The organism is Alteromonas genovensis (genome assembly GCF_010500895.1).
Taxonomy (GTDB): domain Bacteria; phylum Pseudomonadota; class Gammaproteobacteria; order Enterobacterales; family Alteromonadaceae; genus Alteromonas; species Alteromonas genovensis.
On record NZ_JAAAWO010000014.1, the window covers coordinates 13214 to 39621 of the forward strand.

The 26408-nt window shown below is 45.0% G+C and carries 26 protein-coding genes and 1 riboswitch; of the genes, 13 read left to right on the top strand and 13 right to left on the bottom strand.

Annotated features, from left to right (window positions below; genetic code table 11):
• Nucleotides 1–174: 174 nt before the first annotated feature.
• Nucleotides 175–1935: an acyl-CoA dehydrogenase family protein gene (locus GTQ48_RS15555; protein ID WP_163107492.1), complete on the top strand. Its 1761-nt coding sequence runs from the start codon at nucleotides 175–177 to the stop codon at nucleotides 1933–1935.
• A 318-nt stretch (nucleotides 1936–2253) separates the two neighbouring features.
• Here GTQ48_RS15555 and GTQ48_RS15560 read toward each other — a convergent pair whose 3' ends face one another.
• Nucleotides 2254–2802: a DUF3016 domain-containing protein gene (locus tag GTQ48_RS15560; RefSeq protein ID WP_163107493.1), complete on the bottom strand. Its 549-nt coding sequence runs from the start codon at nucleotides 2800–2802 to the stop codon at nucleotides 2254–2256.
• Nucleotides 2803–2855: 53 nt separating this feature from the next.
• Nucleotides 2856–3221, bottom strand: coding sequence for a hypothetical protein (locus GTQ48_RS15565; protein ID WP_163107494.1), 366 nt, complete (start codon nucleotides 3219–3221; stop codon nucleotides 2856–2858).
• A gap of 431 nt (nucleotides 3222–3652) precedes the next feature.
• On the opposite strand from GTQ48_RS15565, the gene ccoG reads away from it, so the two are divergent.
• The 5 genes from ccoG to GTQ48_RS15590 all read left to right on the top strand — a co-directional run bounded on the left by ccoG (nucleotide 3653) and on the right by GTQ48_RS15590 (nucleotide 10298).
• Nucleotides 3653–5083, top strand: a complete 1431-nt coding sequence (gene ccoG / locus GTQ48_RS15570) for a cytochrome c oxidase accessory protein CcoG (protein ID WP_163107495.1) — start codon at nucleotides 3653–3655, stop codon at nucleotides 5081–5083.
• Nucleotides 5080–6066, top strand: coding sequence for a serine/threonine protein kinase (locus GTQ48_RS15575; protein WP_163107496.1), 987 nt, complete (start codon nucleotides 5080–5082; stop codon nucleotides 6064–6066). The genes ccoG and GTQ48_RS15575 overlap by 4 nt, the downstream gene beginning before the upstream one ends.
• Before the next feature lie 153 nt (nucleotides 6067–6219).
• Nucleotides 6220–6506: riboswitch (cobalamin riboswitch) on the top strand.
• A 75-nt stretch (nucleotides 6507–6581) separates the two neighbouring features.
• The gene (locus GTQ48_RS15580) at nucleotides 6582–8531 is read left to right on the top strand and encodes a TonB-dependent receptor plug domain-containing protein (RefSeq protein ID WP_163107497.1); all 1950 of its coding nucleotides are present in this window, start codon (nucleotides 6582–6584) and stop codon (nucleotides 8529–8531) included.
• A 392-nt stretch (nucleotides 8532–8923) separates the two neighbouring features.
• Nucleotides 8924–9556 carry a thiol:disulfide interchange protein DsbA/DsbL gene (locus GTQ48_RS15585; protein WP_032095703.1) on the top strand — a complete coding sequence of 211 codons (633 nt, stop codon included), beginning with the start codon at nucleotides 8924–8926 and terminating at the stop codon, nucleotides 9554–9556.
• 151 nt (nucleotides 9557–9707) lie between these two features.
• Nucleotides 9708–10298 carry an HD domain-containing protein gene (locus GTQ48_RS15590; RefSeq protein WP_163107498.1) on the top strand — a complete coding sequence of 197 codons (591 nt, stop codon included), beginning with the start codon at nucleotides 9708–9710 and terminating at the stop codon, nucleotides 10296–10298.
• Between the two features lie 8 nt (nucleotides 10299–10306).
• On the opposite strand, the gene GTQ48_RS15595 is transcribed toward GTQ48_RS15590, so the two are convergent.
• Entirely contained in the window at nucleotides 10307–11299 is a 993-nt protein-coding gene (locus GTQ48_RS15595; protein ID WP_163107499.1) for a glycosyl transferase family protein, read from the bottom strand.
• 257 nt (nucleotides 11300–11556) lie between these two features.
• Here GTQ48_RS15595 and GTQ48_RS15600 point away from each other — a divergent pair, with 257 nt between their 5' ends.
• Nucleotides 11557–11979, top strand: coding sequence for a VOC family protein (locus GTQ48_RS15600; protein ID WP_163107500.1), 423 nt, complete (start codon nucleotides 11557–11559; stop codon nucleotides 11977–11979).
• A gap of 267 nt (nucleotides 11980–12246) precedes the next feature.
• Here the strand turns inward: GTQ48_RS15600 and GTQ48_RS15605 are convergent, their stop codons facing one another.
• Nucleotides 12247–12618, bottom strand: coding sequence for a VOC family protein (locus tag GTQ48_RS15605; protein WP_163107501.1), 372 nt, complete (start codon nucleotides 12616–12618; stop codon nucleotides 12247–12249).
• Nucleotides 12619–12860: 242 nt separating this feature from the next.
• Entirely contained in the window at nucleotides 12861–14426 is a 1566-nt protein-coding gene (locus GTQ48_RS15610) for a SulP family inorganic anion transporter (RefSeq protein ID WP_163107502.1), read from the bottom strand.
• A 460-nt stretch (nucleotides 14427–14886) separates the two neighbouring features.
• Between GTQ48_RS15610 and GTQ48_RS15615 the strand changes: the two genes are divergently transcribed.
• The gene (locus GTQ48_RS15615) at nucleotides 14887–15174 is read left to right on the top strand and encodes a hypothetical protein (RefSeq protein WP_163107503.1); all 288 of its coding nucleotides are present in this window, start codon (nucleotides 14887–14889) and stop codon (nucleotides 15172–15174) included.
• Between the two features lie 9 nt (nucleotides 15175–15183).
• Here the strand turns inward: GTQ48_RS15615 and GTQ48_RS15620 are convergent, their stop codons facing one another.
• The 4 genes from GTQ48_RS15620 to GTQ48_RS15635 all read right to left on the bottom strand — a co-directional run bounded on the left by GTQ48_RS15620 (nucleotide 15184) and on the right by GTQ48_RS15635 (nucleotide 17700).
• The gene (locus GTQ48_RS15620) at nucleotides 15184–15864 is read right to left on the bottom strand and encodes a nucleotidyltransferase family protein (RefSeq protein WP_163107504.1); all 681 of its coding nucleotides are present in this window, start codon (nucleotides 15862–15864) and stop codon (nucleotides 15184–15186) included.
• Between the two features lie 5 nt (nucleotides 15865–15869).
• Nucleotides 15870–16568 (bottom strand): phosphatase PAP2 family protein, encoded by a 699-nt coding sequence (locus GTQ48_RS15625; RefSeq protein ID WP_239060159.1) that lies wholly within the window; start codon nucleotides 16566–16568, stop codon nucleotides 15870–15872.
• A 65-nt stretch (nucleotides 16569–16633) separates the two neighbouring features.
• Complete coding sequence (locus GTQ48_RS15630) at nucleotides 16634–16951, bottom strand: BolA family protein (RefSeq protein ID WP_163107559.1); 318 nt, start codon at nucleotides 16949–16951, stop codon at nucleotides 16634–16636.
• 68 nt (nucleotides 16952–17019) lie between these two features.
• The gene (locus GTQ48_RS15635) at nucleotides 17020–17700 is read right to left on the bottom strand and encodes an alpha-ketoglutarate-dependent dioxygenase AlkB family protein (protein WP_163107506.1); all 681 of its coding nucleotides are present in this window, start codon (nucleotides 17698–17700) and stop codon (nucleotides 17020–17022) included.
• A 315-nt stretch (nucleotides 17701–18015) separates the two neighbouring features.
• On the opposite strand from GTQ48_RS15635, the gene GTQ48_RS15640 reads away from it, so the two are divergent.
• Nucleotides 18016–19227: a methyltransferase gene (locus tag GTQ48_RS15640; RefSeq protein WP_163107507.1), complete on the top strand. Its 1212-nt coding sequence runs from the start codon at nucleotides 18016–18018 to the stop codon at nucleotides 19225–19227.
• Nucleotides 19228–19286: 59 nt separating this feature from the next.
• Nucleotides 19287–19868, top strand: a complete 582-nt coding sequence (locus tag GTQ48_RS15645; protein WP_163107560.1) for a peptidylprolyl isomerase — start codon at nucleotides 19287–19289, stop codon at nucleotides 19866–19868.
• A gap of 143 nt (nucleotides 19869–20011) precedes the next feature.
• Here GTQ48_RS15645 and GTQ48_RS15650 read toward each other — a convergent pair whose 3' ends face one another.
• Nucleotides 20012–20149: a hypothetical protein gene (locus GTQ48_RS15650; protein ID WP_163107508.1), complete on the bottom strand. Its 138-nt coding sequence runs from the start codon at nucleotides 20147–20149 to the stop codon at nucleotides 20012–20014.
• A gap of 208 nt (nucleotides 20150–20357) precedes the next feature.
• On the opposite strand from GTQ48_RS15650, the gene GTQ48_RS15655 reads away from it, so the two are divergent.
• The 3 genes from GTQ48_RS15655 (at nucleotide 20358) to GTQ48_RS15665 (ending at nucleotide 21778) form a co-directional block, all read left to right on the top strand.
• Nucleotides 20358–20807 carry a rhomboid family intramembrane serine protease gene (locus GTQ48_RS15655; protein ID WP_163107509.1) on the top strand — a complete coding sequence of 150 codons (450 nt, stop codon included), beginning with the start codon at nucleotides 20358–20360 and terminating at the stop codon, nucleotides 20805–20807.
• 167 nt (nucleotides 20808–20974) lie between these two features.
• A complete protein-coding gene (locus GTQ48_RS15660) occupies nucleotides 20975–21304 on the top strand; it encodes a rhomboid family intramembrane serine protease (protein ID WP_420837614.1) in 330 nt (109 codons plus the stop codon).
• Between the two features lie 15 nt (nucleotides 21305–21319).
• Nucleotides 21320–21778: an acyl-CoA thioesterase gene (locus GTQ48_RS15665; RefSeq protein ID WP_163107510.1), complete on the top strand. Its 459-nt coding sequence runs from the start codon at nucleotides 21320–21322 to the stop codon at nucleotides 21776–21778.
• A gap of 33 nt (nucleotides 21779–21811) precedes the next feature.
• Here the strand turns inward: GTQ48_RS15665 and GTQ48_RS15670 are convergent, their stop codons facing one another.
• The 3 genes from GTQ48_RS15670 to GTQ48_RS15680 form a co-directional block, all read right to left on the bottom strand.
• The gene (locus GTQ48_RS15670) at nucleotides 21812–22318 is read right to left on the bottom strand and encodes a GNAT family N-acetyltransferase (RefSeq protein WP_163107511.1); all 507 of its coding nucleotides are present in this window, start codon (nucleotides 22316–22318) and stop codon (nucleotides 21812–21814) included.
• A gap of 37 nt (nucleotides 22319–22355) precedes the next feature.
• On the bottom strand, nucleotides 22356–23015 hold the full coding sequence (locus GTQ48_RS15675; protein WP_163107512.1) for a gamma-glutamylcyclotransferase: 660 nt from the start codon (nucleotides 23013–23015) through the stop codon (nucleotides 22356–22358).
• A 247-nt stretch (nucleotides 23016–23262) separates the two neighbouring features.
• Nucleotides 23263–25797 (bottom strand): TonB-dependent receptor, encoded by a 2535-nt coding sequence (locus tag GTQ48_RS15680; RefSeq protein WP_163107513.1) that lies wholly within the window; start codon nucleotides 25795–25797, stop codon nucleotides 23263–23265.
• Between the last annotated feature and the right edge of the window lie 611 nt (nucleotides 25798–26408).

Sequence of the window (26408 nt, forward strand, 5' to 3'; positions counted from 1 at the left end):
AGGATAAATGCAAGGAAAAGCCAAAAGGCCATAAGTAATAGTTAACCTGAGTCCTGTTTGAGAAGCGGAATATAGGTAATTAATTATTAACTTTCAGTTAACGGACTACTCTGACCACTTGTTTTATGGCTATAATAGAGAAATTAAAACACTTGTTTGAAAAAGGAGTCATCCATGCCTCTACACCATGCCCCTACCGCTGATTTTCAGTTTCTTTTAAAAGAATGGCTTGGACTTGATGCCCATTATGAAAAGCTCGGTATCAGTGATTTTGATAGCGACCTAGCGAATGAAATTATTTCGCAAGGTGCTAAATTTGCACTAGATGTTGTTGCCCCATTAAACCGAGAGGGCGACGAAGAAGGCTGTAAGCTTGAAAATGGTCAGGTTACTACACCAAAAGGTTTTGCCGACGCCTATCAAGAATATGTGGCCAATGGCTGGAATGCCATGCTTGGCTCTGCTGAGTACGACGGTCAAGATTTACCTTACACCATGGCCGTACCGGTTCACGAAATGTTGAATGCCGCTAATTTAAGCTGGCGTTTAACAACCATGCTGACCGAGAGTGCGACACTTGCTGTCACTAAGCATGCCAGTAAAGCGCTTAAAGATACATATCTTGCGAAGCTTATCAGCGGCGAATGGACAGGCACGATGAACCTTACCGAGCCTCACGCTGGAACAGACTTAAGCTTGCTAAGCACTAAAGCGCAGCCACAAGACGACGGCAGCTTTAAAGTGACAGGTAACAAGATATTTATTACTGGTGGCGATCACGACTGGAGCTCTAACGTTATCCATCTAGTTCTCGCTCGTTTACCTGACGCACCAAAAGGTGTTAAAGGTATTAGCTTGTTCTTAGTACCCAAATTTTTACCTGACGCAAGCAATGAGCCGGGCGAAGCAAACAGCCTGTCAGTGGGCAGTATTGAACACAAGATGGGTATTAAAGCCAGTCCTACCTGTGTAATGAACTTCGACGGTGCCACCGGCTGGTTAGTGGGAGAGGAGAACCAAGGGTTAGCGTGCATGTTCACCATGATGAACGATGCTCGTTTTCAAGTGGGTTTGCAAGGCTTAGGCGCTGCTGAAGCGTCTTACCAAGGTGCCCTTACTTATGCACGCGACCGCGTTCAATCTCGCGCACCGCAAGGCATTCAAAACCCTGAAGGTAAAGCCGATCCAATCGTATTTCAGCCCGATGTAGCAAGAATGCTGCTAACGCAGAAGTCGTTAATCGAAGGTTGTCGCGCTCTGTCTCTTTTCTATGCCAAATTTATGGATATCGAAAAGCACACAGAAGGCGAAGAAAAACAAAATGCAGAAAATGTGCTTCAGTACTTAACGCCTATCTGCAAGGCCTTTATGACTGACATGGGTCTTGAAACCACTAATATTGGTGTACAAGTATACGGTGGTCACGGTTTCATCCGCGAATGGGGAATGGAGCAGCTGGTGCGCGATGTGCGTATTGCCATGCTGTATGAAGGAACCAACGGTATTCAAGCCCTCGACTTAATTGGCCGCAAGCTCACCCGAGATGGCGGTAAAATGATGGAGTCGACCTATGCTGCATTTAGTGAACTGGTTAACGACATCGAAGATGGTGAGAGTAAAGCACTAGCACAAGGCCTATTAGATGACTGGCGCGCCTCTTCTGCCGACTGTTTGGGAATGGACCCAACCACAGCTGCTTCAGCGGCATGCGACTTCCTAAATTACAGCGCATACTCGCTAATTGGCGTATTGTGGTACAGCATGGCTGATAAGGCTCAGCGCTCAGATAATGCGGTATTAGCAGCCTCTAAAGTGAAAACCCGAGACTTTTATATGCAGCGTATTTTACCTCGCCGCGACGCACACAAAGTAGCGTATAAAGCAGGGCCAGATAGCACCTTAGCGATTAGCGGCGACGAGTTCGACTACTTGTAATGCTATTGGCGATTGCCTGTTAAGTAGTAGGTGGTAGGTGAAATGTACCTACCACTGGCTATTAGCTTCGCGAAAGCTGTAACAAGGTGTTCGCTAACAATATACACTAAGAGTACTTGCTAAAAATACTTGTTCAAAAGTAATGGCAACAAAAAGGTCGGCTTGAATTGCATAGTTAACGCTATGCACTCAAGCCGACCTTTTTTTTACAGTCTTTCTGTTCTTTAAAAGCATGTACCTTTAAATCATGCACTTTTAAATCATGTACTTCAAAATCGCTGTCTTATACCAGTGCGTATAGATAGTTACGAAATCTTATTAGCCTTCGTTCTTTAGGTTTTCAGTGTCAGCAAACGTATCGTCAAACCAATCATCTAACATGGCCTTTTCATAAAACAGGTTTTCATTTCTCATGTTTCTGATATTGGTGTCCATAAAGCCCATGTCTTTAAGCTTAAAGTCATCTTCACTTTTCAGTACTTCACCACTGCTATCGGTTAACGAATAACTGAATGTCATTCTTGGTATATCAACACGCTGTATTACGCGCACGTCTGAGCCCATATTGTTGCCAAAACCAATAAATTGACTGGGCCACACTTGGCCAGCTAAATCGATATTAGTGACAACCATCGATAGTGTTTGAGATTTTGGCAAAGAGGCGGCTAACTCAACTAAATGGGCTTCTAACGCCTCAAGGGTACGCTCACGAAAACGAGCGCGGGACTCATTTGAAGGGCGCACATCGGTAAAAGATTTTGGCTCTTTCCACGTTATCTTTAGTTCGCCAGCATGAGTTGGCAATACGACGGCACTGCTTAACAACACCGTACAGATAGAGGCTGTTATGATAGACAACTTATTCACGTTTACTCTCCTCGTTTCGGTCTTCTCGCAAACGTTTTCGGCGTTTCTAGATATTAATCTGGCTTTCGCATTAGAGAAGACTGCGTAATAGTATGGCAAAGTTGAGCGCGTTTGGTTCCCGAAAAGTTGGGGTTTATATCGTCCTTTTCACAATAATTCGCATAAAAACGCTTAACACTATCTGTAGATACGGTGATTTTTTCAACATAGTTTTGTTGGTAGGGCTTTAATGGTTTTAGCTGCGTTGTGATATCACTGCGTAAACTCTCTAGCGCGCGCCGCTCGGGTAGCGTAGAAAGTGAGATGAACCAGTCGGATACAGAATTTTGAATGTCTTCAAACAAGTATTGAACAAAGGGAGAGCGCAAGATCAACACAAGCACAATAATTTCAGCAGTAATGATAAAAAACCGTAGCATAACGTATTACATAACCTATCTTAATGGCGGCTTTTAATAACTGTGATTAACGCTGACATGTGAATAATACCTCGTGTAAATGCGTTCAAACTAACGCTACTTTGCGCGCTATGGTGTTTAACGTGCTACTAAAATTAATTCTAGATACTTGAGTCGTAGTAAAGCATATACGCTGATATTACACTATCCTGATTACTTTCTAGTACACAATTAATAATACGTCAGTATGCGAATGCACTTTTTATTATTGAATTAGGTTTACACTTTGTAGATTGTTCTCCTGTGCAAAAACTTACTTTCTGAACTTTCAGTATTGACTGAAAGTTTAAAAAGTACGATCATAATGAACATTCTTGATCTACATTAATCATGACAATCCTGTTGCTGGTATACTCCACACGCCATTTAAGGATGTTAGCTAAGGTTTATTTATGAACGAACAAATACCGGTCAAAAATGTCACACCGGTAAAAGTGCACAAACCAAAGGGAGGCGGTCAAGGTAAACGCCACGACTCCCGCAGTCGCATTTATGTGCGAGCCGTAAAAGGGCCGCTGGAATCGTTCCGCCGATTTTTTGGGCTTATTTTTCTTGGCTTGTTCGCCATCATTCCTTGGCTTCAATTTAACGGCCAGCAAGCCGTATTACTCGATATTGGCCAGCAGCGCTTTACAATATTTTCGCTAACACTTTGGCCTCAAGACCTTACGCTATTAGCCTACATATTTATTGTGTCGGCATTCGCCCTCTTCTTTGTTACCACTTTTGCAGGTCGAGTGTGGTGCGGTTTTATGTGCCCACAAACTACCTGGGTATATATCTACACGTGGTTTGAAGAGAAATGTGAAGGGCCCCGCAATAAGCGAATTAAGTTAGACGAGCGCCCAATGGACGCCGATAAGTTTATGCGTAAAACGGCTAAACACACTGCATGGGTGGGCGTTGCTCTGTTAACGGCGCTTACTTTTGTTGGGTATTTCACGCCTATAGGTGCACTATTTGTTGACTTCTTTACCTTCAACGTAAGCTTCTGGGCTGGCTTTTTTGTTATTTTCTTTGCCGTGTGTACCTACGGCAACGCAGGTTACATGCGAGAAATTATGTGTACTCACATATGCCCTTACGCTCGCTTTCAATCTGCCATGTTTGACAAAGATACCTTTACCGTATCTTACAACGCCAACCGCGGCGAAAAACGCGGGCCGCGCCCACGCAAGCTTAGCCACGAAGAGGTAAAAGAAAAAGGGTTAGGTGATTGTATCGACTGTAACCTATGTGTGCAGGTCTGCCCCACCGGCATCGATATTCGAAATGGATTGCAGTACGAATGCATCAACTGTGGTGCGTGCGTTGATGCGTGTAACGGTGTCATGGACAAAATGAATTACCCCAAAGGACTCATTAGCTTTACTTCTGAAGAAGAGTTGGCTGGCGGTAAAACCCATATTATACGACCTAAGCTCATTGGCTACTTTGTGGTACTCGTGATCATGATTGGCCTGTTGTTCGCCAATATCTACACTCGCAGCCCTACAGAAGTCGATATTATTCGCGATAGGAACTCTCTGTATCGCGAAACGAACGAAGGGTTGATTGAAAATGTGTATACCATCAAGGTATTGAATAAGACACAGAAGCGTCAAACCTACACCATAGAAATAAAAGGCCTTCCTGATTATGAATATATCGGAAAGCAAGAATTTGTCGTTGAAGGTGGCGCGGTATATTCAACGCCGATATCGGTTGCAACCGACGCTTATAATCTGGAAGATACGGTCACTGACATATTCATTAGTGTTACCACCACCGTAGACGGTGATATTGTAACCATTGATGAGCCAACTAAGTTTCTTTATCGATGACAGATTTTTCTTTCTCGGGCTTAAGCCCAGATACAATACTAGATGCCCTGGAAACCCAGGGCATTTTTCTTCAAAGCGGTCTATTAGCGCTTAATAGCTATGAAAACAGGGTTTATCAATTTATTGCCGAAGACGGCAAACGTTATGTGGTTAAGTTCTATCGACCGGGCCGCTGGTCTGATGAACAAATCCAAGAAGAGCACAACTTTGCTAAGGAATTAGCCGACAACGAAATTCCCATCGTCGCCCCCATGGCCGTTAACACAAAGACGCTGCATCACCATAGCGTTGGAACTACCGACTACCGTTTTGCCTTATTCCCCTCGGTGGGCGGTCGTCAATTTGAAAACGACAATTTAGACCAGTTAGAATGGATGGGACGGTTTATCGGTCGCATTCACCTTACGGCGCAAGCGTCTGCATTTTCTTCTCGCCCTGCAATTGATGTCGAAAGTTATTTATTAGAACCTCAACGGGTTTTAGAGCAAAGTGAGCTATTGCCTGAAGGCCTTAAAACGGCATTTTTCGCTATTTTAAACCCCGTTATTGAAGCTACACAAAAAGCGTACAAGAACGTGTCTTCCCCTATTCGTCTGCACGGCGACTGCCACCCTGGCAATATCTTATGGCGCGATGGGCCTACGTTTGTTGACTTAGACGATTGCAGAATGGGGCCTGCCATTCAAGACTTGTGGATGATGTTAAGCGGAGATAGGCAGCAGCAATTACTTCAGCTAGACACATTAGTAGAAGCCTACGAAGAGTTTCAGCCGTTTAATAAAGCGGAGCTTGCATTAATAGAACCGTTAAGAGCCATGAGAATGGTACATTATATGGCGTGGCTTTCTCGTCGTTGGTCAGACCCTGCGTTCCCTCGTGCATTTCCTTGGTTTGCAGAAGATAAATACTGGGAAGGACAAATTTTAGCGCTCAAAGAACAAATGTCTGCACTGCAAGAGCCCGCGCTAAAATTAGGCATGTAGTTTTGTCACATTATTCTACTAGCGACATCCATCAATACTGACGCGACTGTCGTAAGTCGCCGTGAAAGCCTATATACTCGCCCCCGCGTAGGTGCGCAATGAATCGGCCTTGCTAGCTCATACTAGCCCACTTTAGCCAATAAAAAGGCGAGACAAAGCTAGAAAATAGAGGGCAATAAAAAGCAATGCTGATAATTGTGTTAAACGGGAAATCAGTTAAATGCTGATGCTGCCCCCGCAACGGTAATCTCAGTACTATATAAGTGCTATATCAGTGCTACATCAGTACTTCTTTTTTACACGCCACTGTCGCTAAGCCAATGTGATCGTTGACTTATTCGATGGGAAGGCAAAAGAGTGTCAGTCTCATAGCTATACGCTGATAAACAATGAGCAGATGACGAGAGAGCCCGGATACCGGCCTGTGCTTCACGGCCCCTGCACTATCAATGAGTGTGCGGTGCTTTCGCTTAATCTTGTGCTCGGGCGGAGCGCATAAGAGACTATTATTGATTATGGAATTATCTTTATTACAGGCTGCTTTTACTAAAACTGCAACAGCCGCTGCAATCCTAACGTGTATCACTTCAACTTCTGTTTTTTCTCAAGAACGTCCTAAAGACACCGACGACGTAGAAACCCTCACCGTAACAGGCACTCGCCTACCGATATTGCTTACAAAGCTACCGGGTGCGGTATCAGTATTAACCGAGAGCGACATAAAAGCCTCAGGCGCGTTGCAACTTACCGAACTTATACGCGGACTTCCTGGCGTTAGCTTATCTCAATCAGGCAGCCCAGGTGGTCTCACCGAGGTAAGAGTGCGAGGCAGTGAAACTAATCATCTTTTGGTACTTATCGATGGCGTTATTGCTAATGATATCGGCCAGGGAAGCTTGATTGATTTAGCCCATTTAACCGCAGCGAATATAACACGCATCGAGTTATTGAAAGGCCCACAAAGCGCACGTTGGGGCAGCGGCGCTATTGGTGGTGTATTAAGTATTACCACAAAGGCCGGTGCTCTGGGTGACGTCACCCCTCAGCTGAGCATGTCGGCAGGAGTGGGTACGCAAAACACCTACAGAGGAAGCGTAAACACAACATCACAACACGACAACCTCGGTGTATCGGCTTACGCGAGCTACATGCAAACCGATGGCGATAATATTTCAAGAATAGGGAGTGAAGACGATGGTTATGACAACCTTACTGCTGGACTGAACCTTCGCTTTGACGCCAATGATGAGCATACGTTTTCTGCCTACCTGCGTACCGTAGATTACGAGAATGAGTACGACGCTATAGACTTTGCTACCACGGGATTGCCCACAGATGCAGACAACGTTACAAAAGGGGTTCAAATTAGCTCGAAACTCAAGTGGGATTACCAAGCTAATAACAGTGATTATCGCTCAGCGCTTACTGCACAATACAGAAAAGATGAAAATGACAACACCACGTCAGGCGCAGACGCAGGCGGCACTACGGGTGAACGTATTGAGCTAAATTGGACTAATTTCTACCGTGTAAATGATTGGCAATTAGCCGCAGGAACTGAATACCTTCAACGTTTGTTTTCACAGCGTGGTCCTGTGGTTTTCGGCGACCCTAACCAAGACCAACGAGATGATACCTACAGCGTTTTCGCCGAGGTTTCTGGAGAAGTAAGTGACAGGGTTTTCAGCTCACTTAGCGCACGCTTCGATAATAACAGCGAATTCGACAATGCATCTAGCTATCGCGCCGGACTCACATGGCAGCTTGACCGTCATATCGCTTTATTCACCAGCTACGGAAAAGCAGTTAAAACCCCCACGTTTACAGAACGCTTCGGATTTATCCCAGCCAGCTTTATCGGCAACCCTGACCTTATTCCGGAAAAAAGTGAAGAAGTTGAGGTAGGCGTTAAAGGTCGTTGGCAAACCGTGACGGCACAAGTCAGTGTTTACAGTACTCAGCTACAAGATGAAATAAATGGCTTTGTATTCGATGCGCAAAGCGGCGCATTTACCGCGGGTAATGTAGATGGTGAAAGCCAGCGAGACGGTGTAGACGCAGAATTTAGCTGGCGCGGCGACTTTGCGGATATTACTGGCTCTTATAGCTACCTTGATGCCCAGCAAACCAGTAATGCACAAAGCGCCATTGAGCTTAGACGTGCTCGGCATCAAGGTGCTATTACGGTAACGTCAGATTTTGGCCTTGAGAAATTTAGCTTTTACACAAAGCTTGCCTATACCGGCACACGCTTTGATACGTTTTTCCCTCCATTTCCTGCGCCTTCAGAAACCCTTGCGCTATCTGCTTACACACTGACAAGCGTTAATGTGAGCTACCAGCTTAGCAATCAATGGCGAATGTCACTTAAAGTAAATAACCTGTTTGACAAAGAATACGAAGATATCATTGGGTATGTGGGGCAAGAACGACGCGCCCTGCTTTCAGTCAGTTACACGCGATAGATAGCAGACATGGTGTTACACACAACAAGACACACGTTTAACTACGCGTGTGTCAGAAAAGCTCATTGAATAGCGCAAATAAGAAGTAGTACCTATATGCACCAACAGGGTTAACCATGTTGGTGCTACTTTATTTACCTTGCCTGTTATTCAATTTACGTGGCGCTCAACTTTCGTGGTGCTCAACTCCTGTGGCGCTCAACTTTCGTGGTGCTCAACTCCTGTGGTGCGTAATTTCTGTGATGTTCAGCGGGGATTAAGCTTTCTACTGTATCATTTCATTGTGTTTTTTAGCTTGCTGGTCGCTGAAATTAGGGCACGCCCTAGTTAACGCTCAAAGCCTGTGATAATCTTTTGCCGATAAAAATCTTAAATACAAAGGAACTTATTCCATGAAAAAGTTTGCAGTAATGTTTGTCATGGCAATGCTTTTGCCATTAGCGGCTTGTGCTCAAGAGTCAGGCGCAAAATGGAAAGAAGGTACTCATTATAAAGTGGTTAATGAAGAGGCTACTGATAAGCCAGTAATTACTGAATACTTCTCGTTTTGGTGCCCACACTGCTTTCAGTTTGAACCAATTGTTGAACAAATAAAGCAGAAGAAAAGTGACGGTACTGCGTTTAACAAAGTACACGTAAACTTTATGCGCTTTACCGGCCCAGACGTGCAGGATGCAGCGACAAAAGCGATGCTTATTGGCCGTGCAATGAAGCAAGAAAATGCGATGAATGGCGCAATTTTCAACTACATTCACAAGCAAAAAGCTTCTATTACTAATTTGAAAGACTTGCGCAACATCTTCGTCGTAAACGGCGCTGACGGCGAGGAATTCGACAAGCTTGCCAAAAGCTTCGGTGTTAACAGCATGCTGCGTAAAAACCAGCAGCAAATCGATGCTAACCGCGAGTTATTAACCGGCGTACCAAGCTTCATTATAAATGGAAAGTATCAACCTACTTTCACATCTGACATGTCTTATGATGATATTGCAGATTTAATTGTATGGCTGTCTGAACAAAAATAGGTCTGAGCAAAATAAACCTATAATAGGCCTGCCCAGTAGCTATTGCTGAACAAGGCACTAGGCAAAATACGACCATCGAAAATGGGCGCTTTGAAAGCGCCCATTTTTATTAAGCCCAGTTTTTTATTGAACCAGTTTCTAGGGGAACCTTATGACTCCAGTAGATTCGTTTGCAGACTTTATATGTGAACTTGATAAGCTAAAGGCTGTTAAGCGAAAAATAACGCTACCGGCCGATAGTGATCGCGAAGAAAATTCTGCCGAGCATAGCTGGCATGTAGCGCTTATGGCCTCAATGCTAAGCCAATATGCTGCAAAACCTATCAACATCCAGCGAGTGATACAAATGATCCTCATTCACGATGTGGTAGAAATTGATGCGGGCGATATGTTTGCCTTTAATACGCAGCAAGACCACGCGGCTCAGGCTGAAAAAGAAATAACAGCGGCCAAACGAATTTTTGGTCTTCTTCCGTCACCGCTCAATGAAACGATGCTGAAGCTGTGGCTAGAATTTGAGGACGCGGCAACACCTGATGCCGAATTTGCTAAGGCGATGGATAGAGTACTTCCCGTATTTCAAAACATGAAAAATCAAGGCGGAAGCTGGGCGACTCATAAAATTACTCGACAGCAGATAGAAAAGCGCAACGCACACCTTAAAATCTGTGCGCCGGCACTTTGGGATTACGTAAGCAGACAGCTAGACAATGCCGTGGCAAATAAATGGTTGTTAGATTAACGCCTTAACTAATTGCTAAAAGGTAGGCTAGCTTTATCACGCTGCTGCCACAGTAGTTTGGCTTCTTCTATGGCGTCGTTTACCTCACTACTGCGTAGCAAAACGAGGTAACTTGCCAGCGAGCTAATAATAGCCTGCTCACCGTAATCGCTTTCTGCTTTGCCATGCCACACCTCTAGCATATCGCCCACGGCCATGGTCTTATCTTTTAGCGCCCAGCGCTTGGCAATAACAGGGAGAACATATTCATCTGTCTTACCACCACGGGTAACAAATAACTCTGTTTCCCGCTCGCCGTTTACCTCAGGATCGCCACCGTCACCACGAAAACACAGTGCATCTATGTTTTCGTAGTTTTCGTTTACTCGACAATGTTTATGGTCGAGGTGCATGTGATACACCCCTTGCACACAATACTTCGCGCCAGTGGGGTTTAACAACCGAGCCAGCGTATTGGCACAAGAGCGCAATCCAAATACTTCTCGCAGTTTAATAATATGGTCTAGCGCGGGCAGCAGACACGATAGGTCGAGGTAAGTCACCAAGTGCTCATCCATCTGGGATTTAGCTTGTGTCACCGTATTCACCGCTGGCAAACCTAGCGTTGGCAACACCGTACTTGCATATAGTCGCCCCGAACCTGGCTCATGGGCGCCGTGCAACATAACTCGCGTACCGTTTTTTACGAGCACCGCCACGGCGAGTAAATACCATGGAAGTTGTCGCCGCTTTCCTGCATAGCAACCAATATCTAGCACAGGGGCCAGTGTTTGCACCTCAGGCTCAATAAGCTCTCGACAAGCATCCACAAAGCCTATTACTTCTTCGGGCGTTTCTTCTCGGGTACGCAGCAACATTAAAAAAGCACCACGTTGATCGCCGGTAACCTTATTCGCAAGCACCATTTTCATGGCCTGGTACGCCTCTTCGCGCGTTAGGCTTCGACCGCCCCGCTGGCCTTTTCCAATAATTTTTATGTAGTCACTAAATGGAAGCTGCATGGTGTGTTAGGAACGCTTTTTATTAAGTCATTAATACCGTTCACTCTATCATTTTTAAAAAAATAAGGGGAAACAAACCTGCGTTCAGTAATTCATTATATTCACACCTGCAAAAGTGTGTTTGCATAGATACGTTTACATTGCTAACTATAAGAAGCTTGCCACGCTCTTGCCTTTTACCCCCATTGTTGGATGATTCAGCGGTAGAAAATTTTCCTAATCATTACTGGTATAAAAACAAAAATAAGGAATTTGCGATGTCTAATTGCTTACATCTTGCTATCCCCGCAGGCGACTTAGAAAAAGCCAAGGTATTTTATTGTGACGTATTGGGCTGTAAAACGGGCAACAGTGAGGACGGGCACTGGATTGACATAGATTTTTGGGGCAATGAACTCACTTTGCATGAAAGTACCGAACGGTTACCTTCAGTACGTCATGAAGTAGACATGGGTACGGTTTCAGTACCGCATTTTGGTGTCCATATGAGCGAAGATGAGTTTCAAGCGTTGAAGAAGCGTATTGAATCGGCAGGCTTACCCTATTTAGATAAACCCTACCGCCGCTTTAAAGATACAGAGTTCGAACAAGAAACGTTTTTCATCGAAGATCCTAACGGCAATGTACTTGAAATGAAAACGATGACTAACCCTGAAGTATTGTTTCGCACTACCAAATAAAGCGCTCACGTCAACGTGCCAGCGTATTGCTCGCTGGCACGTTTATTTGAGTACTTCGTTATTTGAGTACTTCGTTATTTGAGTACTTCGTTATTTGAGTACTTGGTTATGTGAGTACTTGGTTATGTGAGTACTTGGTTATGTGAGTACTTGGTTATGTGAGTACTTGGTTATGTGAGTACTTGGTTATGTGAGTACTTGGTTATTTGAGTACATATTTATTTAGGTACTTAGGTTATTGTTAACCGCAATGGATAAGAAGAAAACCTAGCCGAAGAAGTTGAAGCATATCTTGTTACCGTCAAAGTCTCTTACGTAAGCCGCATAAAACTTTCCGGGTACTCGTTGTCCTGGCGCGCCATCGCATGTTGCCCCAAGAGACAGTGCTTTTTCATGCATTTTATCCACTTTCTGCTTATTCCCTGGTGCAATAGAAAACATATTGCCGTTGCCCGGTGAAGGCTCTTTCTCATCCCACGGAATACACACGGCAATCATTGGCTCTTTCATCGATTTACCAATGTATTTAATCCGGTCCATATTCACTAACCGCTTAACGCCAAAATCTTCTAGTAGTGATTCGTAGAAAGAGGCTGATTTTTCTATATCGCTCACACCCAAGGTTACGTAATTAATCATCAAGCTTTCCCAAAAAGTAGGTTAAAAGTAGGTTAAAAGTAATTTGAAATGTACTGTGTGATAAAACCTACGGCGGGCGTTACGATAAAGCTCAGTGAGAAATAGCTCAGTGAGGAATATTTAATAAAAAACCGCACTAGTTATGCACTAGTGCGGTTTTGTGTTTTTCATGTCGCTCTTAAGTCTCTGTCTGCGCAAACACCTTGCGCTAAGACACTAGGCGACAGTTCTAATAAGAAGCCTTAGGCAAGCTTATCGGTAGCAACGCGATAACGAGGGTCTTCGTTAACGTTAATTTCTACAAACTTATCGGCTTTGCGCAGCAAGCTGCGACACTCGTCGCTGATATGACGTATATGCAGTTTTTTGCCCTGCTCAAGGTACTTATCTGCAAGCGTATCTAGCGCGTCAATACCCGACGAATCCCAAATACGAGACTCTTTAAAGTCGATAACTACATCTTCTGGATCGTTGGCAATATCAAACAAGTCTCTAAAATGAGTTACCGAGCCAAAGAACAGCGGCCCTTCTAACTCATAGACCTTCCAGTTGTCATCGTCGATATGCGATTTCACGTCGATATGGCGAGCGTGCTTCCAAGCGAATACAAGGGCCGATACGATAACACCAACAACAACGGCAATGGCTAGGTCGGCAATAACAGTAACGCCAGTTACCAAGAAGAGTACAAACGCATCTTCTTTGTTAACACCACGCACAATGCGGAACGATGCCCATTCAAACGTAGCAATAACCACCACGAACATAACGCCAACCAGCGCTGCTAATGGAATCATTTCTATAAGTGGTGCTGCAAAAAGAATGAAGCCAAGCAGTACAAGTGCAGCGCTTATTCCTGATAAACGACCACGGCCGCCAGAATTGATATTGATCATACTCTGACCAATCATGGCGCAACCGCCCATACCGCCAAAGAAGCCGTTGACGGTGTTGGCAACACCTTGTCCAACACACTCTTTATTGCCTCGACCACGGGTATCGGTCATTTCGTCAATAAGCGATAGGGTAAGCAGCGATTCAATAAGGCCAACCAAGCATAAAATAATGGACGTTGGCAGCACAATCATTACCGTTTCCCAAGTGAAAGGCACCATTGGAATAGCAAAGGTTGGCAACTCACCCGCCAAGGTGGCGCTGTCTTTTTGATCAGCCGGTAGTAAGTCTCTTACAAAGTCGATAACCGTGCGCGCTTCTAAATCTAATCCGTGTACTAAAGCGGTAACCGTTACAATAGCGACCAACGATGCAGGCACCGCCTTGGTAAGCTTTGGCAGTAAATAGATAATTGCCATGGTAAGACCCACAAGACCTAGCATCCAGTAAAGCATTGACCCCTGCATCCACTGCAGCTCGCCAAGTGAATTGACTATTTTAAACTGCCCTAGCTGCGCTAAGAATATAACGATAGCAAGCCCGTTTACGAAACCTAGCATAACCGGGTATGGCACCAAACGGATAAACTTACCGAGCTTAAACACGCCGCAGAGTATTTGCAGCAGTCCCGCTAAGATGACGGCCGCAAACAGGTATTGCACCCCATGCTGCGCCACAAGTGCCACCATCACAACGGCCATGGCCCCTGTTGCACCTGAAATCATGCCTGGGCGACCGCCAATGGCAGAAGTAATTAAGCCCATCATAAATGCAGCGTATAGACCAATCATAGGTTCTACACCTGCAACAAATGCAAAGGCTACGGCTTCTGGAACTAGCGCTAAGGCGACCGTAATTCCTGAAAGCACGTCATTTTTTACGTTGCTATCTTTACTGGTTATTAAATCGAACATGTTTTCTCAGAATATAAAGCGTGTTAAACAAAAAGCCCCATTGGCTAAAAGGGCTTACTGGAGAATTGTTGGCGATTCTATCACCATTACAGCTTAAAATCTTTTAATAGAATGTTAACCATGCAGGCGTGTTGATACGTATTGAAAGCTTATTTGCTAATGATAGGGCTAGACCAAACTTTGGACATGCTGGCGATATTATTTGTTAAGGCAGCCGAAAGAATCGACCCAAACGCTAATTTAAGAGCTGGCATAAAATCTGACAATCTGACATAAAAGCTGACACAACCGCTATGACGTGGCATCGTATCGGGCAAAATTAGCTGCTTGTCCTTAATTAATTTCTTATCGCTCAAATCCTTTGTAGTCTGTCGGCTAGTAAACTGCGCAAGAGAAATACACAGCAGCTATTGTTTAGTTTCAGCATCAACATCAACATCAATATCAATTAGGAGTTATTGTGGTCCCGTACATCCTTACTATTTTATGTGTGCTCGTAGCAGGTGCAATCCATTGGGTTTCGCCGAAGGCGTATTGGAAAGCAACTTTTATGTCTACCGCCGTTATTCTACTTTTCTCAGTAGCAGCACTATTCATATTTAAAGCGTCGGGAATGCTTGTAAGTGAAAAAACAGGCGCTAACGCCGACTTCTCCGGGCAGCTTCTAACAATCAACTTACTAGTGGCTTTTTTCGGATTTCTGATTTCGTTGTTTGTTGGATGGTTTCTACGCGTAGTGAGAAATTAATAAGAGAAATTAAGACTTCACTGTAAGCGTTGGCCAAATCTCACACCAGCGCTTCTTTTGAATCCGCTCATTAAATACGTCTGGCCGCGGGAACTTGGGGTTTATACTGATGGTTCCTGCAAAATTAGCCTGCAAACCAAAGGGCGCGAGTATCTCAAACGGCCCTGCTGTTTCAAACGACGAACTTAAGCGAGCACTGGCACTGCCACTAGAACTGCCATTAGCACTGGAGCTGGCACTGGTACTGCTAGATAGGGCTACGCTATCTCTGGTTGATAACGCTATCGCCACACAGGTTTCTTTCTCAATCCAATACGAAATAGCCTCTTCACAGTGCTTATATGGCGTATGTCCGTGCAGCACATGCATTCGCGCCTGATTTTTTACCTGCCACTTAACCTGCGGTAATAATTCATTTAACTGCATTTCATAAAAAGTGTCTTTAGCGCGCTGTGTGTTGTCTGCATCAAAATAGATAACGTCAACATCGTTTAACGGCGTGAGTGTGCTCTTTTGGTGTAAAAAATCCCAAATAGCGTTACGAAGAAAGCCTGCACCTAGGTAACCTTGTGGCAACGCGAGTTGTTTAAGCGCATGTAAGCACGACATGCGCTGAGAGTCTGCCTGGATAATGTCGCAAACGCACTGATAAAATTTAGGCCGTTCGACATTGCGCAAAGGGTCTTGCATTGACCTTACTGGCGTTTTGATTGCTGTGGCTCGCTATTGTGAATATGCAGCTTTTGCTTCCACTTGATGGTGTAAAGGCATAGCGCCACAACACTGCCACCAGCAAACCAACCTCCAATCACGTCGCTTGGCCAATGAACCCCTAGCATAACTCGAGATAACCCTATGCAAAACACCAATAATGCTGCGGTTGAGTATATCCATGTGCTGACCGCCCTTTGGCCAGAGAAATGGCAAATAAGGTAAGCGAGGTAGAAGTACACCAAGGTAGAGAGGGTTGCATGAGCAGACGGGAAACTGTGGGTATACACATCCACATCGTGCTGACTAACCGGTGGACGAGGTCTCGCGATCCCCGCTTTAAGGGCAAAGGCAACAAATAGCCCCAACGCTACTGCCAGCACAAAGGTATACGCCTTATTGCGCTGATTGTGCATGGCAAGGCCAACCGTAACGGTAATAGCCACAAAAAGCAGCACAATATTACTGCCAAGCGCGGTAACATCTCTTAGTGCATCTGACACCCATTTAGGCGTGGAACCATCCAGTTTAAGGGCTTGAAATAATGCTTCGTCCATCGGCTGCGCAACACCTAAATGTACAAATAGCATAACCAATACAAAGCAGGTTCCAAGAAGCAAAACCTGAACTGAAGGGGTTTTAAGCATATTGATATAGTGACCAACTTCACTGTTTTGTTTCATGACTAACATCCATTTGTTGCATCTTATTTCACTAGCTGTGTTTTATATCGCGAGGCAGTGTCGACCTAGTCGTGCTTACTTCCGCCAAGACACTTAGGTGATGACAAAGGCTCCCCTCCCCTTTTTACCCACTCTTCAGGGGTATAAGTGTGAAGCGCCAACGCGTGAACAGGCCCCTCTAAGGCCGGTGCTGCCAATGCGTTTATTTGTCTATGTCTGCCAATTAAACGCTGGCCTTCAAAGGCTTCACTCACTACCGTTACTTTGAAATGACTTTGCGCTCCGTCGGGCACATTATGCATAAAGCTTTCGTCAACGACCTCTAAGTAGCTTGGCGCAATGGCATCAGTGATGGCTGTTTCTAGGAAATCTTTTACTAGCATATCGTCTGCCTGCATATCTTTTATCTCAATCTCTTTTATTCGCGTGACTGGCGAACCCATTGAAATTTTTACGATGAATTCGCCACTATTAATCGTCTGAAAGTGAGGTTTATTCTACCACCTATCGGTTTAACCGTCTTCGAAATGCCGTGTAAATAATGGCTTTGGGTAGCGCCAGCCATAACCAACAAACTGCCGTGTTCGAGCAAGTGCGTATATCGGGCCTTCGTTTCTTTATGCTTAAACACAAAAGGGCGCGCCTCTCCCAACGTTACAGAGCCAATAACGGGGTTTGGCCCAAGCTCGGGTTCATCATCAGCGTGCAGGCTCATGCTGTCTTGACCGTGTCGGTACCAATTGGCAAGGACACTATTAAAACGGCTACCGCATGCTGCGCTACAACAATCCCGTATATCAGCCAAGGTTGAAGTCCACGGGTTAGGCACCATGGTCAGCCCTGAATAGGTATAGGTGCACTGTGAGTCGCCATGCCAGCTCTGTAACCGGGGAATGGGAATAGATTTACCAAACATGCGCAATGAGTCTTGTCTCCAAGGCAGTTCGCTTTGCAGTTTGTCGAAATACGTATCGGCGGTGGATTGACTGAAAAAGCGAGGATAATACACAACATCCCCCTCAGGCAGTGGCAGGCGTTGAGGCGCCTGCTTTTGTTGCTCGGGCGCTCCCTGATCAGACGCTCCTTGTTCAGGTTTAAGCTTCTCAGGTTGATTAAAAAGTGAATATTGCATGTCTTCGCCTAGGTCGCTCTTTTATCCGGTTTTATTAAGTAACCTGAATCCTGTTTAAGTAACGGCGCTCAGCACCACTAGAAATTTTAATTTATATTTTATAGAACAAATGCTTGCACCATTCTTTAAACAGGATTCAGGTTAAGTATGGCTTTGTCGAGCATAATTTTTTCTACGCCATGGTTATTTACGTGCATTGCACCAATCTGATCATGCTCTTTTTGCCCGCGAAATGTTACCCTACGCCCATTGCTAACTCCAAAGCACGCCAAGGCATGACACACGTCATCGCTGTTGCCGTCAGAATTTTCGCTAATGAATACAGAATTTATCTTTGCAGACCGAAACTTGTCTCTAATCCGCTACCCTGAAAAGCATCAACATGTAAGCTTACAGGCATGGGACAGCGCCGATGAGTTGCTCATCGACCATGTAGAATCGTTGCTCAATGATAATGTGGTTTCTACAGACACTGCAAAGTCTCAGCTAATGATTTTTAATGATGACTTTGGTGCATTGGGGTGCTGGTTTGAGCACTTGAATCCACTTTGGGTATCAGACTCATACATATCTCGACGCTCCTTGCTGGAAAACTTAGGGCGTAATGCAATAAGCGCAGAGACATCGGTAACAGAAACGGCCCCCGTCAATACCATGACCAGCGTTGACAGCTTAACGTTTTCTCCGCAAGCAGCCCCGGCCATTGTGGTACTGAAGGTACCAAGAGCACTTGCGCTTTTAGAGCAGCAGCTTATTGATTTAAAGCGTTATATATCTGCTGACACACAAGTGATTGCCGGCGGCAAAGCAAAAGCCATTACCAAATCGGTGCTGGCATTGTTTGAAAAGTACATTGGCCCCACCACCACGTCTCTGGCAAAGAAAAAGTCGCGACTGGTGTTTTCTCGTCCCGACCTTACCCTTCCATCATATCCGTCGCCCTACCCAACTCGATGGGAATGCAAGGGAACCACAGGCGCGAAAATGACGTTGGACAACGAAGCTAATGTGTTTTCACGTCAGTCGTTAGATATCGGTGCGCGTATTATGATGAAACACATGACGGTAAGCAGCAATGATACGGTTGTCGATGTGGGGTGTGGTAACGGCGTTTTAGGTATTAACGCGCTAACACTTGCCCCAGACTGCAAGGTCATTTTTACCGATGAATCTTACATGGCATTGGAAAGTGCGCGTTTAAACGTGTTGACTAACCACCCAGATAAAATAGACCAATGCACCTTTATTGCTACCAACTGCTTGGAAGGCCTTCTTAACGAGCCGAACACGCCTGCGGTCACTAAGGTGTTGTGTAATCCTCCTTTTCATCAACAAAATGTGATCACCGACCACATTGCATGGCAAATGTTTACCGACTCTCGCGATTTGTTAGTACGAGGCGGACATCTTGTTGTGGTAGGAAATCGTCACTTGGATTACCACATAAAATTGAAAAAACTGTTTGGTGGTGTTGATATACTGTCAAACGATAAAAAGTTCGTTATTTTTAGCGTCGCTAAACAGTAAGATTATTTGAAGGATTTACTATGCTAAAGAAGATAAACAACATTCTTTCTAGCCTGTTAATGGTGTGTGTTTTTTTGAGTGTTAGCCCCCTTGTTGCTGCGAAAAAAGATGATGGCTCTCAAATACAGCCTGACAACTATTACCCTCGCGTAAAAATTGAAACCACCATGGGTGATATTGTGGTGGAGTTAGATAGAAGACGCGCTCCGATTACCGTGAATAACTTTTTGCGCTATGTAGATAAGCGGGCTTACAACGACACTATTTTTCACCGCATTGTACCGGGGTTTGTGGTGCAAGGTGGCGGCTACACCTCTGATTTCAACGGTAAGTCGAACTTTCCCGATATTTTTAACGAATCGGGCAACGGGCTCACTAACGACTTACATACCATTGCACTGGCACGTCAAAACGGCCCACATACCGCTAACCGTCAGTTCTTTTTTAACGTCAATGACAATGAAAGCCTGAACCCTGGACGGGACTGGGGCTATGCGGTGTTTGGCTTAATTGTAGAAGGATCGGATGTTGTTGATGCTATGTCTGAAGTAGAAACCGAGTACTCAATTCGCTTAAACGCGAACAACGTTCCCATTGAGCCCATTGTTATCAAAAAAGTGACCGTGCTTCCGCCGCTTTAGCCACACATTTTTTGTATTAAACACGCTGCTTTAACCGTGTTTATAGCCGGTTTACGATAATGCTAATAATACGTACGCCACCGCCTTGGCTATGCACCTTTCCAAAGTTGGTGGCGTGTGAAGCGTTAATTATCAAAGTCTCGTCAAATGCCCGTAAAGACGGTATTCATTAGATACACGCCAATTGATAGACACACCAAGCCTAGCGTGACCATGGGCACCATCATTGTCGCAACAACTTTTGCCGTTTCTTTACTAGTATCGCTTTTCTGTTTAGTCATGTCTTAGCCCTCGTTAATTAGTGCCTAAATTATACGTGATCACAACCTTTTGTTTTAAGCGCTAAACCGCTGATTTTAAGACAATAATTTTTAACTTTTGTTTATGAAATGTTAAAGGTAATCGGCTAGTTTTTCTGACAAGTGCTCATTGCTACCATTAAGCCTACAGAGAAGTTGTTATTTTATTAATTGCCCATAAATCTGACAGATGAAAACGACGTCTCTCAAAAACAGCATATTAATCACCGCATTCGCCGTGGGTTTTATTTGGTGCTTTAAAGCTTTTGAACTCAACTTTAACATCAACCTAAGTTGGCTCGGGGTTTATCCTTTAGCGCTGCATGGTTTGGTTGGAATTATAACTGCGCCCCTTATACACGGTTCTTTAGAGCATATTTTCAACAATACATTGCCCATATTAGTTCTTGGCTCATTTCTCATCTACGGTTACCCAAAAACACGTTGGCGTGTGTTAATAACGGTGTGGTTACTATCAGGTATTGGTGTGTGGTTGTTTGGACGCGAAAGCTATCATATTGGCGCTAGCGGTTTAACACATGGTGTATTTTTTTATTTATTCGTGGTGAGTATATTTCGCAGAGAAAATACCACTCCGCATAGATACTTATCCACTCAGCGAGACTTAAAATGTTCGTAATTGCGGCGTGTTACCGCAGATATAGTGGTTCTACATCAAGGTGACACAACAAAGAGTACGGACATTTTAAACTCGCCCTTCGGGAAGGTCTGGCAAGCTCCCTAGCTTCATTCTGGGAATTTGAAAGGGAAAAGCCATTCCTGCATTCCCACGCTTTGCTAGGAAACTTGCCAGCGCCTTCTGAGGGGGTAATTATCTATGCGGAATGGTATAATCGTTCAGTCGTGCTTATGATGCTTGCCTTTTTCATGTACGGTGAAATGACGATGAGCATATTTCCCCGCCAAGAGGGTATTTCGTTCGAATATCATTTATTCGGTGCTTTGGCCGGTGTTCTTTGTGCCTGTTTATGGCATTCGCTCGATCCCAAACCGACAGTTAAGGCATATTCTTGGGAAGTAGACCCTAAATCGGAAGACCCTATTATCGGTGATCAGTGGCGTCTTGATGGACAAGCTGAAGACAATGAGGGGGAATATAAAAACTGTGCCGAATGAAAAGGAAAAGTACGAATGACCAACGTTAAACCCAATGCATTTGAATTACTGCTAAGAGTTCGATACGCCGAATGCGACCCTCAAAACGTTGTATTTAACGCACGATATGCTGACTACGCAGATTTAGCCGCCACTGAATTTATGCGAGCGCTAATAGGTGGTTACCAAGCACTAACAAACCAAGGCTTAGATAATCAAGTCGTCAATCTCAATATATCATGGCAAAACTCAGCGAAATTCGACGACATTTTGTGCTTGTCGGTGCATGTAAGCAAAGTTGGCAATACATCTTTTACGATGCAAATTGACATGCTGAATTGGCAAACTAAAGACGCTGTAGCATCAGCTGAAATTGTCTATGTGATGGTCGATTCACTGACATTTGAAAAGAAACCCGTACCCCATGAATTTAAAGCAACATTATTGAAAGGGGCGCCAGGAAAAACGATGAACCTAGCAGGAATTGCGCTTTAGTTTTGACGCTTCAACAGTCGCTTATCTCACAGTTTACTTGAGCGACAGCCAGTAAAGGGCCTGGACGGGAAATGACCTATCAAAATACCATCCTTGTTTTTCATACCCCAATTTCGTTAACAGCGCCTGAGAGCGAGTATTATCTGGGTGAGTCATTCCCGTGAGAAAGCGATAACCTTGACTTCTTGCCCAGTGAATCACGAGCTCACAGGCTTCTTGGCAAATGCCTCGTCCTCGCGCTTCTGGCAGCAGGGCAAAACCTAAATCCGGGCAGGTGAATGCAAAGCGATTAAACAGCCCGCACACCCCTAATGGAAGCCCAGTCTCACTGTCCTCAATAGCAAGCAGTCCGTAGCCCCATTCTTTGCATTGGGCATTGGTACGGGCAATATAGTCGCAGGCATCTTCAAGTGAATTGACTCCTCGACTTCCAATGAATTTTACCCACTGAGGGTCTTGCTGCAGTGCTAACACCCACTCTTTGTCGTCAAAGCTGAGCGTCCGCAGCCGAATTCGTGTTCCCTGAAACTCTATATTCATCTTATTGACGCCCTAACCGTTTATTGTAGGAAAGAAGTTAAGATAGTAGATTATTCGATAAGATGGTGTCTATTTTGTCTTGTATGCTCTTATCCACGCTGGCAGCCCGTGGATATTTGGGCAACGCTCTGTCATTGACTCGTGGGTGATCCCACAGTGAGGTATGCGTCACAAAATCTGTAGCCGCCTTTTCGCCTGCGTGCTCTAAACATCCGGCTAAACACGTATCCACATAGGTTTGGCTTACCGGAAACTCATCATTCGCAGGGCTACAGTGCAATGTCTCGCATACCCATAGTGTTCGACCGCTAAGGGCTTCATAAAGAGCTGTTTCGCTATTTATGTCCATTGTAGCGTCGAAGGCAATTTGCTCTGGCGACACTTGCGTAAATCGATAATCTTTTTCTCGTTCTTGCAGCGCAGGATTGAGCTGAGCGGGGATCAGTTGCGCATTCAGCTTTTTAGCGGCGTTTTTGATTGCCCCAACGTAGGTTTGCTGCTCTTGAATACTTCTTGTTACCCAGGCACGCTCGAACCCATCAACCATTACCGGAATGCCGTAGGTTTTTATACCCGAGAAGCGCTCTCGGCTGTCGCGGCTTAATAAACTTCCATAGCCAAGAACGATATGAGACTCATCGAGCCCGTTTAAATAATTAACAATGTCTTGTGCAGAGGGTGCATCAGCGTTGTTCACACTATCTCCTGTATGGTTTTGTGGTGTGGCTGTTAATGACAGAACTTACTCGTTCACAACATAAGTTTACAGCCTCATAGCCCAACATGCTTGTTCTGATTCATTAAGACGAGGCCATAAAAAAAGGCGGTACGTTTTGAGTTTATCTTAATGCGATAACCTCAAAAAGTACCGCCTTTACAGCGTTTACCTTATGGCATGTTGCTGTCATCTAGCAATAAGCTAAAGACAGTCCATCATTAAATGATTAGAACAAGGCTCTTACACCCACGCTTATATTTCTTCCTGGCAGCGGCGCTTGATCTTTAAGGAAAGACGTGTGCACTCTCGCTTCTTCATCGGTCAAGTTATCACCACGAGCAAACACAACCCAATCGATGCCTTGACTCGCAAATTCATACTGAACGCTGGCGTTTAACAGGGTGTATCCGTCTGTAGCCGTTTCAAAAGACGCGGTATCAGTTTGGTCGTCAACCCAAGTAAAACCAGCATCTGCGCTAAGCCCGCCGTTAACGTAACTTAGCTCACCACCAATTCGCATTGGCGGAGTACGTGGCAAATTATCGTCTTCTATTTCTGCGCGAATATAATCGGTAAACACGGTCAAACGGAACGCGTCATTAAGGTCGAAGTACGCTTGCGCTTCAAGCCCCCAAATGTCGGCGTCGGCTTGCTGGAAGTAGTAAACAGGCAAGCCTTCGTCGCTATGCGACTCATGACCGTCTTCATGTTCACCTTCGTGCTCACCTTCAAGCTCTCCGCCGTGATCATCATCATGCTCTTCGTCGTGTTCATCGCCATGCTCTTCGTGCTCAGATAACGCAATCAAGCCCGTGTTAGTTTGGAAAACATAGTTGTCGGCTTGGTTATAAAACAAAGAAACGCTATAGCCCCAATCGCCAGTAAACTTACGGAAGGTCAAATCTAAATTAGTGCTGACTTCTTCAGTCACCCCTTTTAAGTTTTCTTCAATATGGCCTTCTTCGTCTAGGTCGAATACTAATCCAACTTCATAACTTTCTGTTGCCAAATGCTGACCGGCAGAAAATAGCTCCTGCTGACTCGGAGCACGTTCGCTTCTAGAAAGCGTAATCGCTACTGATTGGCCGTCGGTATACTCCCAGTTCGCACCTGCAGAAAGGGATACCGCTGTGAAGTCATATTCTGGGAACGTAAACTCTGTGCCGTGAGCTTCATGTTCCTCACCTTCGTGTTCTTCGCCTTCATGTTCTTCACCCTCATGCTCTTCGTCATGATACACATCAAGCTCAATGTCACTGTCGGCAACATCAATAGAGATTGATTCTAAACGACCACCAATTTCAAATGTCACGTCGCCCACTTTCTTTTGCTCAATGAGGTACAGCGAGAAACTGTCTGTCACGTTAGCTGGCGTAAACGCCTCTTCACCCACAGCGGTGTAATCGCTTGATGTAAACTGCAAACCAAACACACCGTGCCAGCCTGCCACTTCTTCATGATAAGCCGATAGGCGAATATCAGTAGACTCATTGGTAAACACAGTTCCCGGCATGCCGTCCTCAATTTCAGCGTGCTCGTAATCGGTGTAGGCAGCGGCGAATTTAAGGTTAGTTAGCCCTTTAATTGGCGAGTGCCACTCACCTGCGGCTTGGTATCGAGTCATATCGACATCGAGCAGCACACCTTCTTCTTCGTGCATGTGCTCTTCGTCGTGATCTTCATCGTGAGAATCATCTAAGCCTTCATCATGGTCTTCGTCGTGTTCGTCGCCATGCTCATCACCGTGACTATGGCCTGGAACACCATATTCGTTATCGAGCTTTTCAACGGCGAAACCGAAATAGCCTTCTTCTGCAACGTAAGAAAGCCCAGCAACAATGTTAGTTGTCTCCATGGCACTGCTTTCTAATTCGCCGCTTTCCTCGTCATCATCTGGCTCAAGAGATGCAAAACCCGGAATGTCTGCGTTTTCTGTATCACGGGTAAAACCGTCAACATGCCAAACAAAGTTACCTTGCCCACCAGTTACGTCACCGCGGGTATACTTACCTTCGTTTACGGTGCTGTAGCTTGCTTCGACTTCACCCTCAACACCGTCTACTTGATATTGCGGTATGCGCTTATCAACAACGTTAACTACACCGCCAATTGCACCACTTCCATATTGAAGTGTTGCCGGACCGCGAAGCACTTCAACCTGAGTGGCACTTGCCAACGTAGTGGCCACATTATGATCTGGACCCACGCGAGACACGTCAGAGACATCTAAGCCGTTTTGTACAATTTTTACGCGCGGGCCATCGTTGCCGCGAATGATAGGGCTGCTTGAAACAGGACCAAAATAGGTACTGTGCACCCCTGGGGTATTCTTAAGCGTTTCACCAAGAGTAGGCGCTTCAATTTTGCGAAGTTTTTCAGCACCAATAACAGTAACAGGCGTTACTGACTCAAGCACAGATGACTGCAGCGCTGTTGCCGTAACTAAAATGTTTTCTATCGACGCAGGCTGTAACACAAAGTCAGCTTTCTGATCGCTACTCACATCACCAAGGTCGTTATCACCATGAATGTAGTTGCTTGAATATACATGTAAATGGATATGCGGTTGCTTTACATCGTTAAAACGATAGATGCCGTTTTCATCGGTAATTGCTATGCGGCGCGTGCCTTCAATTTTAACTTCTGCGCCTTCTACTGGCTTACCTGAAGTATCAGTGACAGTTCCCGTCACTGTGGTTGCTAAAACCGGAGCGCTGAGTAATCCCGCTATCGTAATGCTTAGTAACGAACGCATTTTCATTATTTTCCTCTACTGAGTGTCTTTAGCTGTGATTTTACCGTTTTTACGGCATTGCCAGTGAGTGCGCCTGACAAAATGTGATGTTATAACATTTTTAAGCATGCGAGTTATAAAGTCAACAGCAAATAATCGCAGCGAAGCAGCCATTAGCCGATGAAGCGTGTTGAAGTGTTTACGCATAGGCGAGTTTTCTTAGTAGTGATTTCGAAAGAAGCAGCAATAGAGGCGTCAGTGTCGGCGGCAATGGACGCGATAAGGAGAGCACTCAACAAGACCAACTTATGCTTGAGTGGGAGATTGAATGGCCAGAGGATTAGGGCGTGTTGATCTTTGTTGTACGAGTTTTGGGCTAAATGGAAGCATTTTAATCGCGAAACAGTCCTGTAGGCCTAGCGGGCTAAGTCAAAGGACTGTGACAAAGAGTAAAATGCTTCCATAACGCCCCCCTTCGGGCAGCGCCTGTGAGCTATTTACCCAGCGTTGAATGGTTTCGATTTAGCCCGCTAGACCTTCAACCATTCGCCTTGTTTAAATAGCTCACAGACCGCTGCAAAAATGTACAGCAAAGATCAACACGCCCTAGCCTTTCCGACATTGGAATAGGAGACTGT

What these genes read in the sequence shown, in the direction of transcription:
- GTQ48_RS15595 (WP_163107499.1), bottom strand. Translation starts at nt 11,299, where the DNA reads ATGCAGCTTCCATTTAGTGACTACATAAAAATTATTGGAAAAGGCCAG.
- GTQ48_RS15670 (WP_163107511.1), bottom strand. Translation starts at nt 22,318, where the DNA reads ATGAATATAGAGTTTCAGGGAACACGAATTCGGCTGCGGACGCTCAGC.
- GTQ48_RS15590 (WP_163107498.1), top strand. Translation starts at nt 9,708, where the DNA reads ATGACTCCAGTAGATTCGTTTGCAGACTTTATATGTGAACTTGATAAG.
- ccoG (WP_163107495.1), top strand. Translation starts at nt 3,653, where the DNA reads ATGAACGAACAAATACCGGTCAAAAATGTCACACCGGTAAAAGTGCAC.
- GTQ48_RS15650 (WP_163107508.1), bottom strand. Translation starts at nt 20,149, where the DNA reads ATGACTAAACAGAAAAGCGATACTAGTAAAGAAACGGCAAAAGTTGTT.
- GTQ48_RS15620 (WP_163107504.1), bottom strand. Translation starts at nt 15,864, where the DNA reads ATGCAAGACCCTTTGCGCAATGTCGAACGGCCTAAATTTTATCAGTGC.
- GTQ48_RS15585 (WP_032095703.1), top strand. Translation starts at nt 8,924, where the DNA reads ATGAAAAAGTTTGCAGTAATGTTTGTCATGGCAATGCTTTTGCCATTA.
- GTQ48_RS15625 (WP_239060159.1), bottom strand. Translation starts at nt 16,568, where the DNA reads ATGAAACAAAACAGTGAAGTTGGTCACTATATCAATATGCTTAAAACC.
- GTQ48_RS15580 (WP_163107497.1), top strand. Translation starts at nt 6,582, where the DNA reads ATGGAATTATCTTTATTACAGGCTGCTTTTACTAAAACTGCAACAGCC.
- GTQ48_RS15680 (WP_163107513.1), bottom strand. Translation starts at nt 25,797, where the DNA reads ATGAAAATGCGTTCGTTACTAAGCATTACGATAGCGGGATTACTCAGC.
- GTQ48_RS15555 (WP_163107492.1), top strand. Translation starts at nt 175, where the DNA reads ATGCCTCTACACCATGCCCCTACCGCTGATTTTCAGTTTCTTTTAAAA.
- GTQ48_RS15605 (WP_163107501.1), bottom strand. Translation starts at nt 12,618, where the DNA reads ATGATTAATTACGTAACCTTGGGTGTGAGCGATATAGAAAAATCAGCC.
- GTQ48_RS15575 (WP_163107496.1), top strand. Translation starts at nt 5,080, where the DNA reads ATGACAGATTTTTCTTTCTCGGGCTTAAGCCCAGATACAATACTAGAT.
- GTQ48_RS15565 (WP_163107494.1), bottom strand. Translation starts at nt 3,221, where the DNA reads ATGCTACGGTTTTTTATCATTACTGCTGAAATTATTGTGCTTGTGTTG.
- GTQ48_RS15630 (WP_163107559.1), bottom strand. Translation starts at nt 16,951, where the DNA reads ATGCTAGTAAAAGATTTCCTAGAAACAGCCATCACTGATGCCATTGCG.
- GTQ48_RS15600 (WP_163107500.1), top strand. Translation starts at nt 11,557, where the DNA reads ATGTCTAATTGCTTACATCTTGCTATCCCCGCAGGCGACTTAGAAAAA.
- GTQ48_RS15665 (WP_163107510.1), top strand. Translation starts at nt 21,320, where the DNA reads ATGACCAACGTTAAACCCAATGCATTTGAATTACTGCTAAGAGTTCGA.
- GTQ48_RS15635 (WP_163107506.1), bottom strand. Translation starts at nt 17,700, where the DNA reads ATGCAATATTCACTTTTTAATCAACCTGAGAAGCTTAAACCTGAACAA.
- GTQ48_RS15655 (WP_163107509.1), top strand. Translation starts at nt 20,358, where the DNA reads ATGAAAACGACGTCTCTCAAAAACAGCATATTAATCACCGCATTCGCC.
- GTQ48_RS15640 (WP_163107507.1), top strand. Translation starts at nt 18,016, where the DNA reads ATGAATACAGAATTTATCTTTGCAGACCGAAACTTGTCTCTAATCCGC.
- GTQ48_RS15610 (WP_163107502.1), bottom strand. Translation starts at nt 14,426, where the DNA reads ATGTTCGATTTAATAACCAGTAAAGATAGCAACGTAAAAAATGACGTG.
- GTQ48_RS15645 (WP_163107560.1), top strand. Translation starts at nt 19,287, where the DNA reads ATGGTGTGTGTTTTTTTGAGTGTTAGCCCCCTTGTTGCTGCGAAAAAA.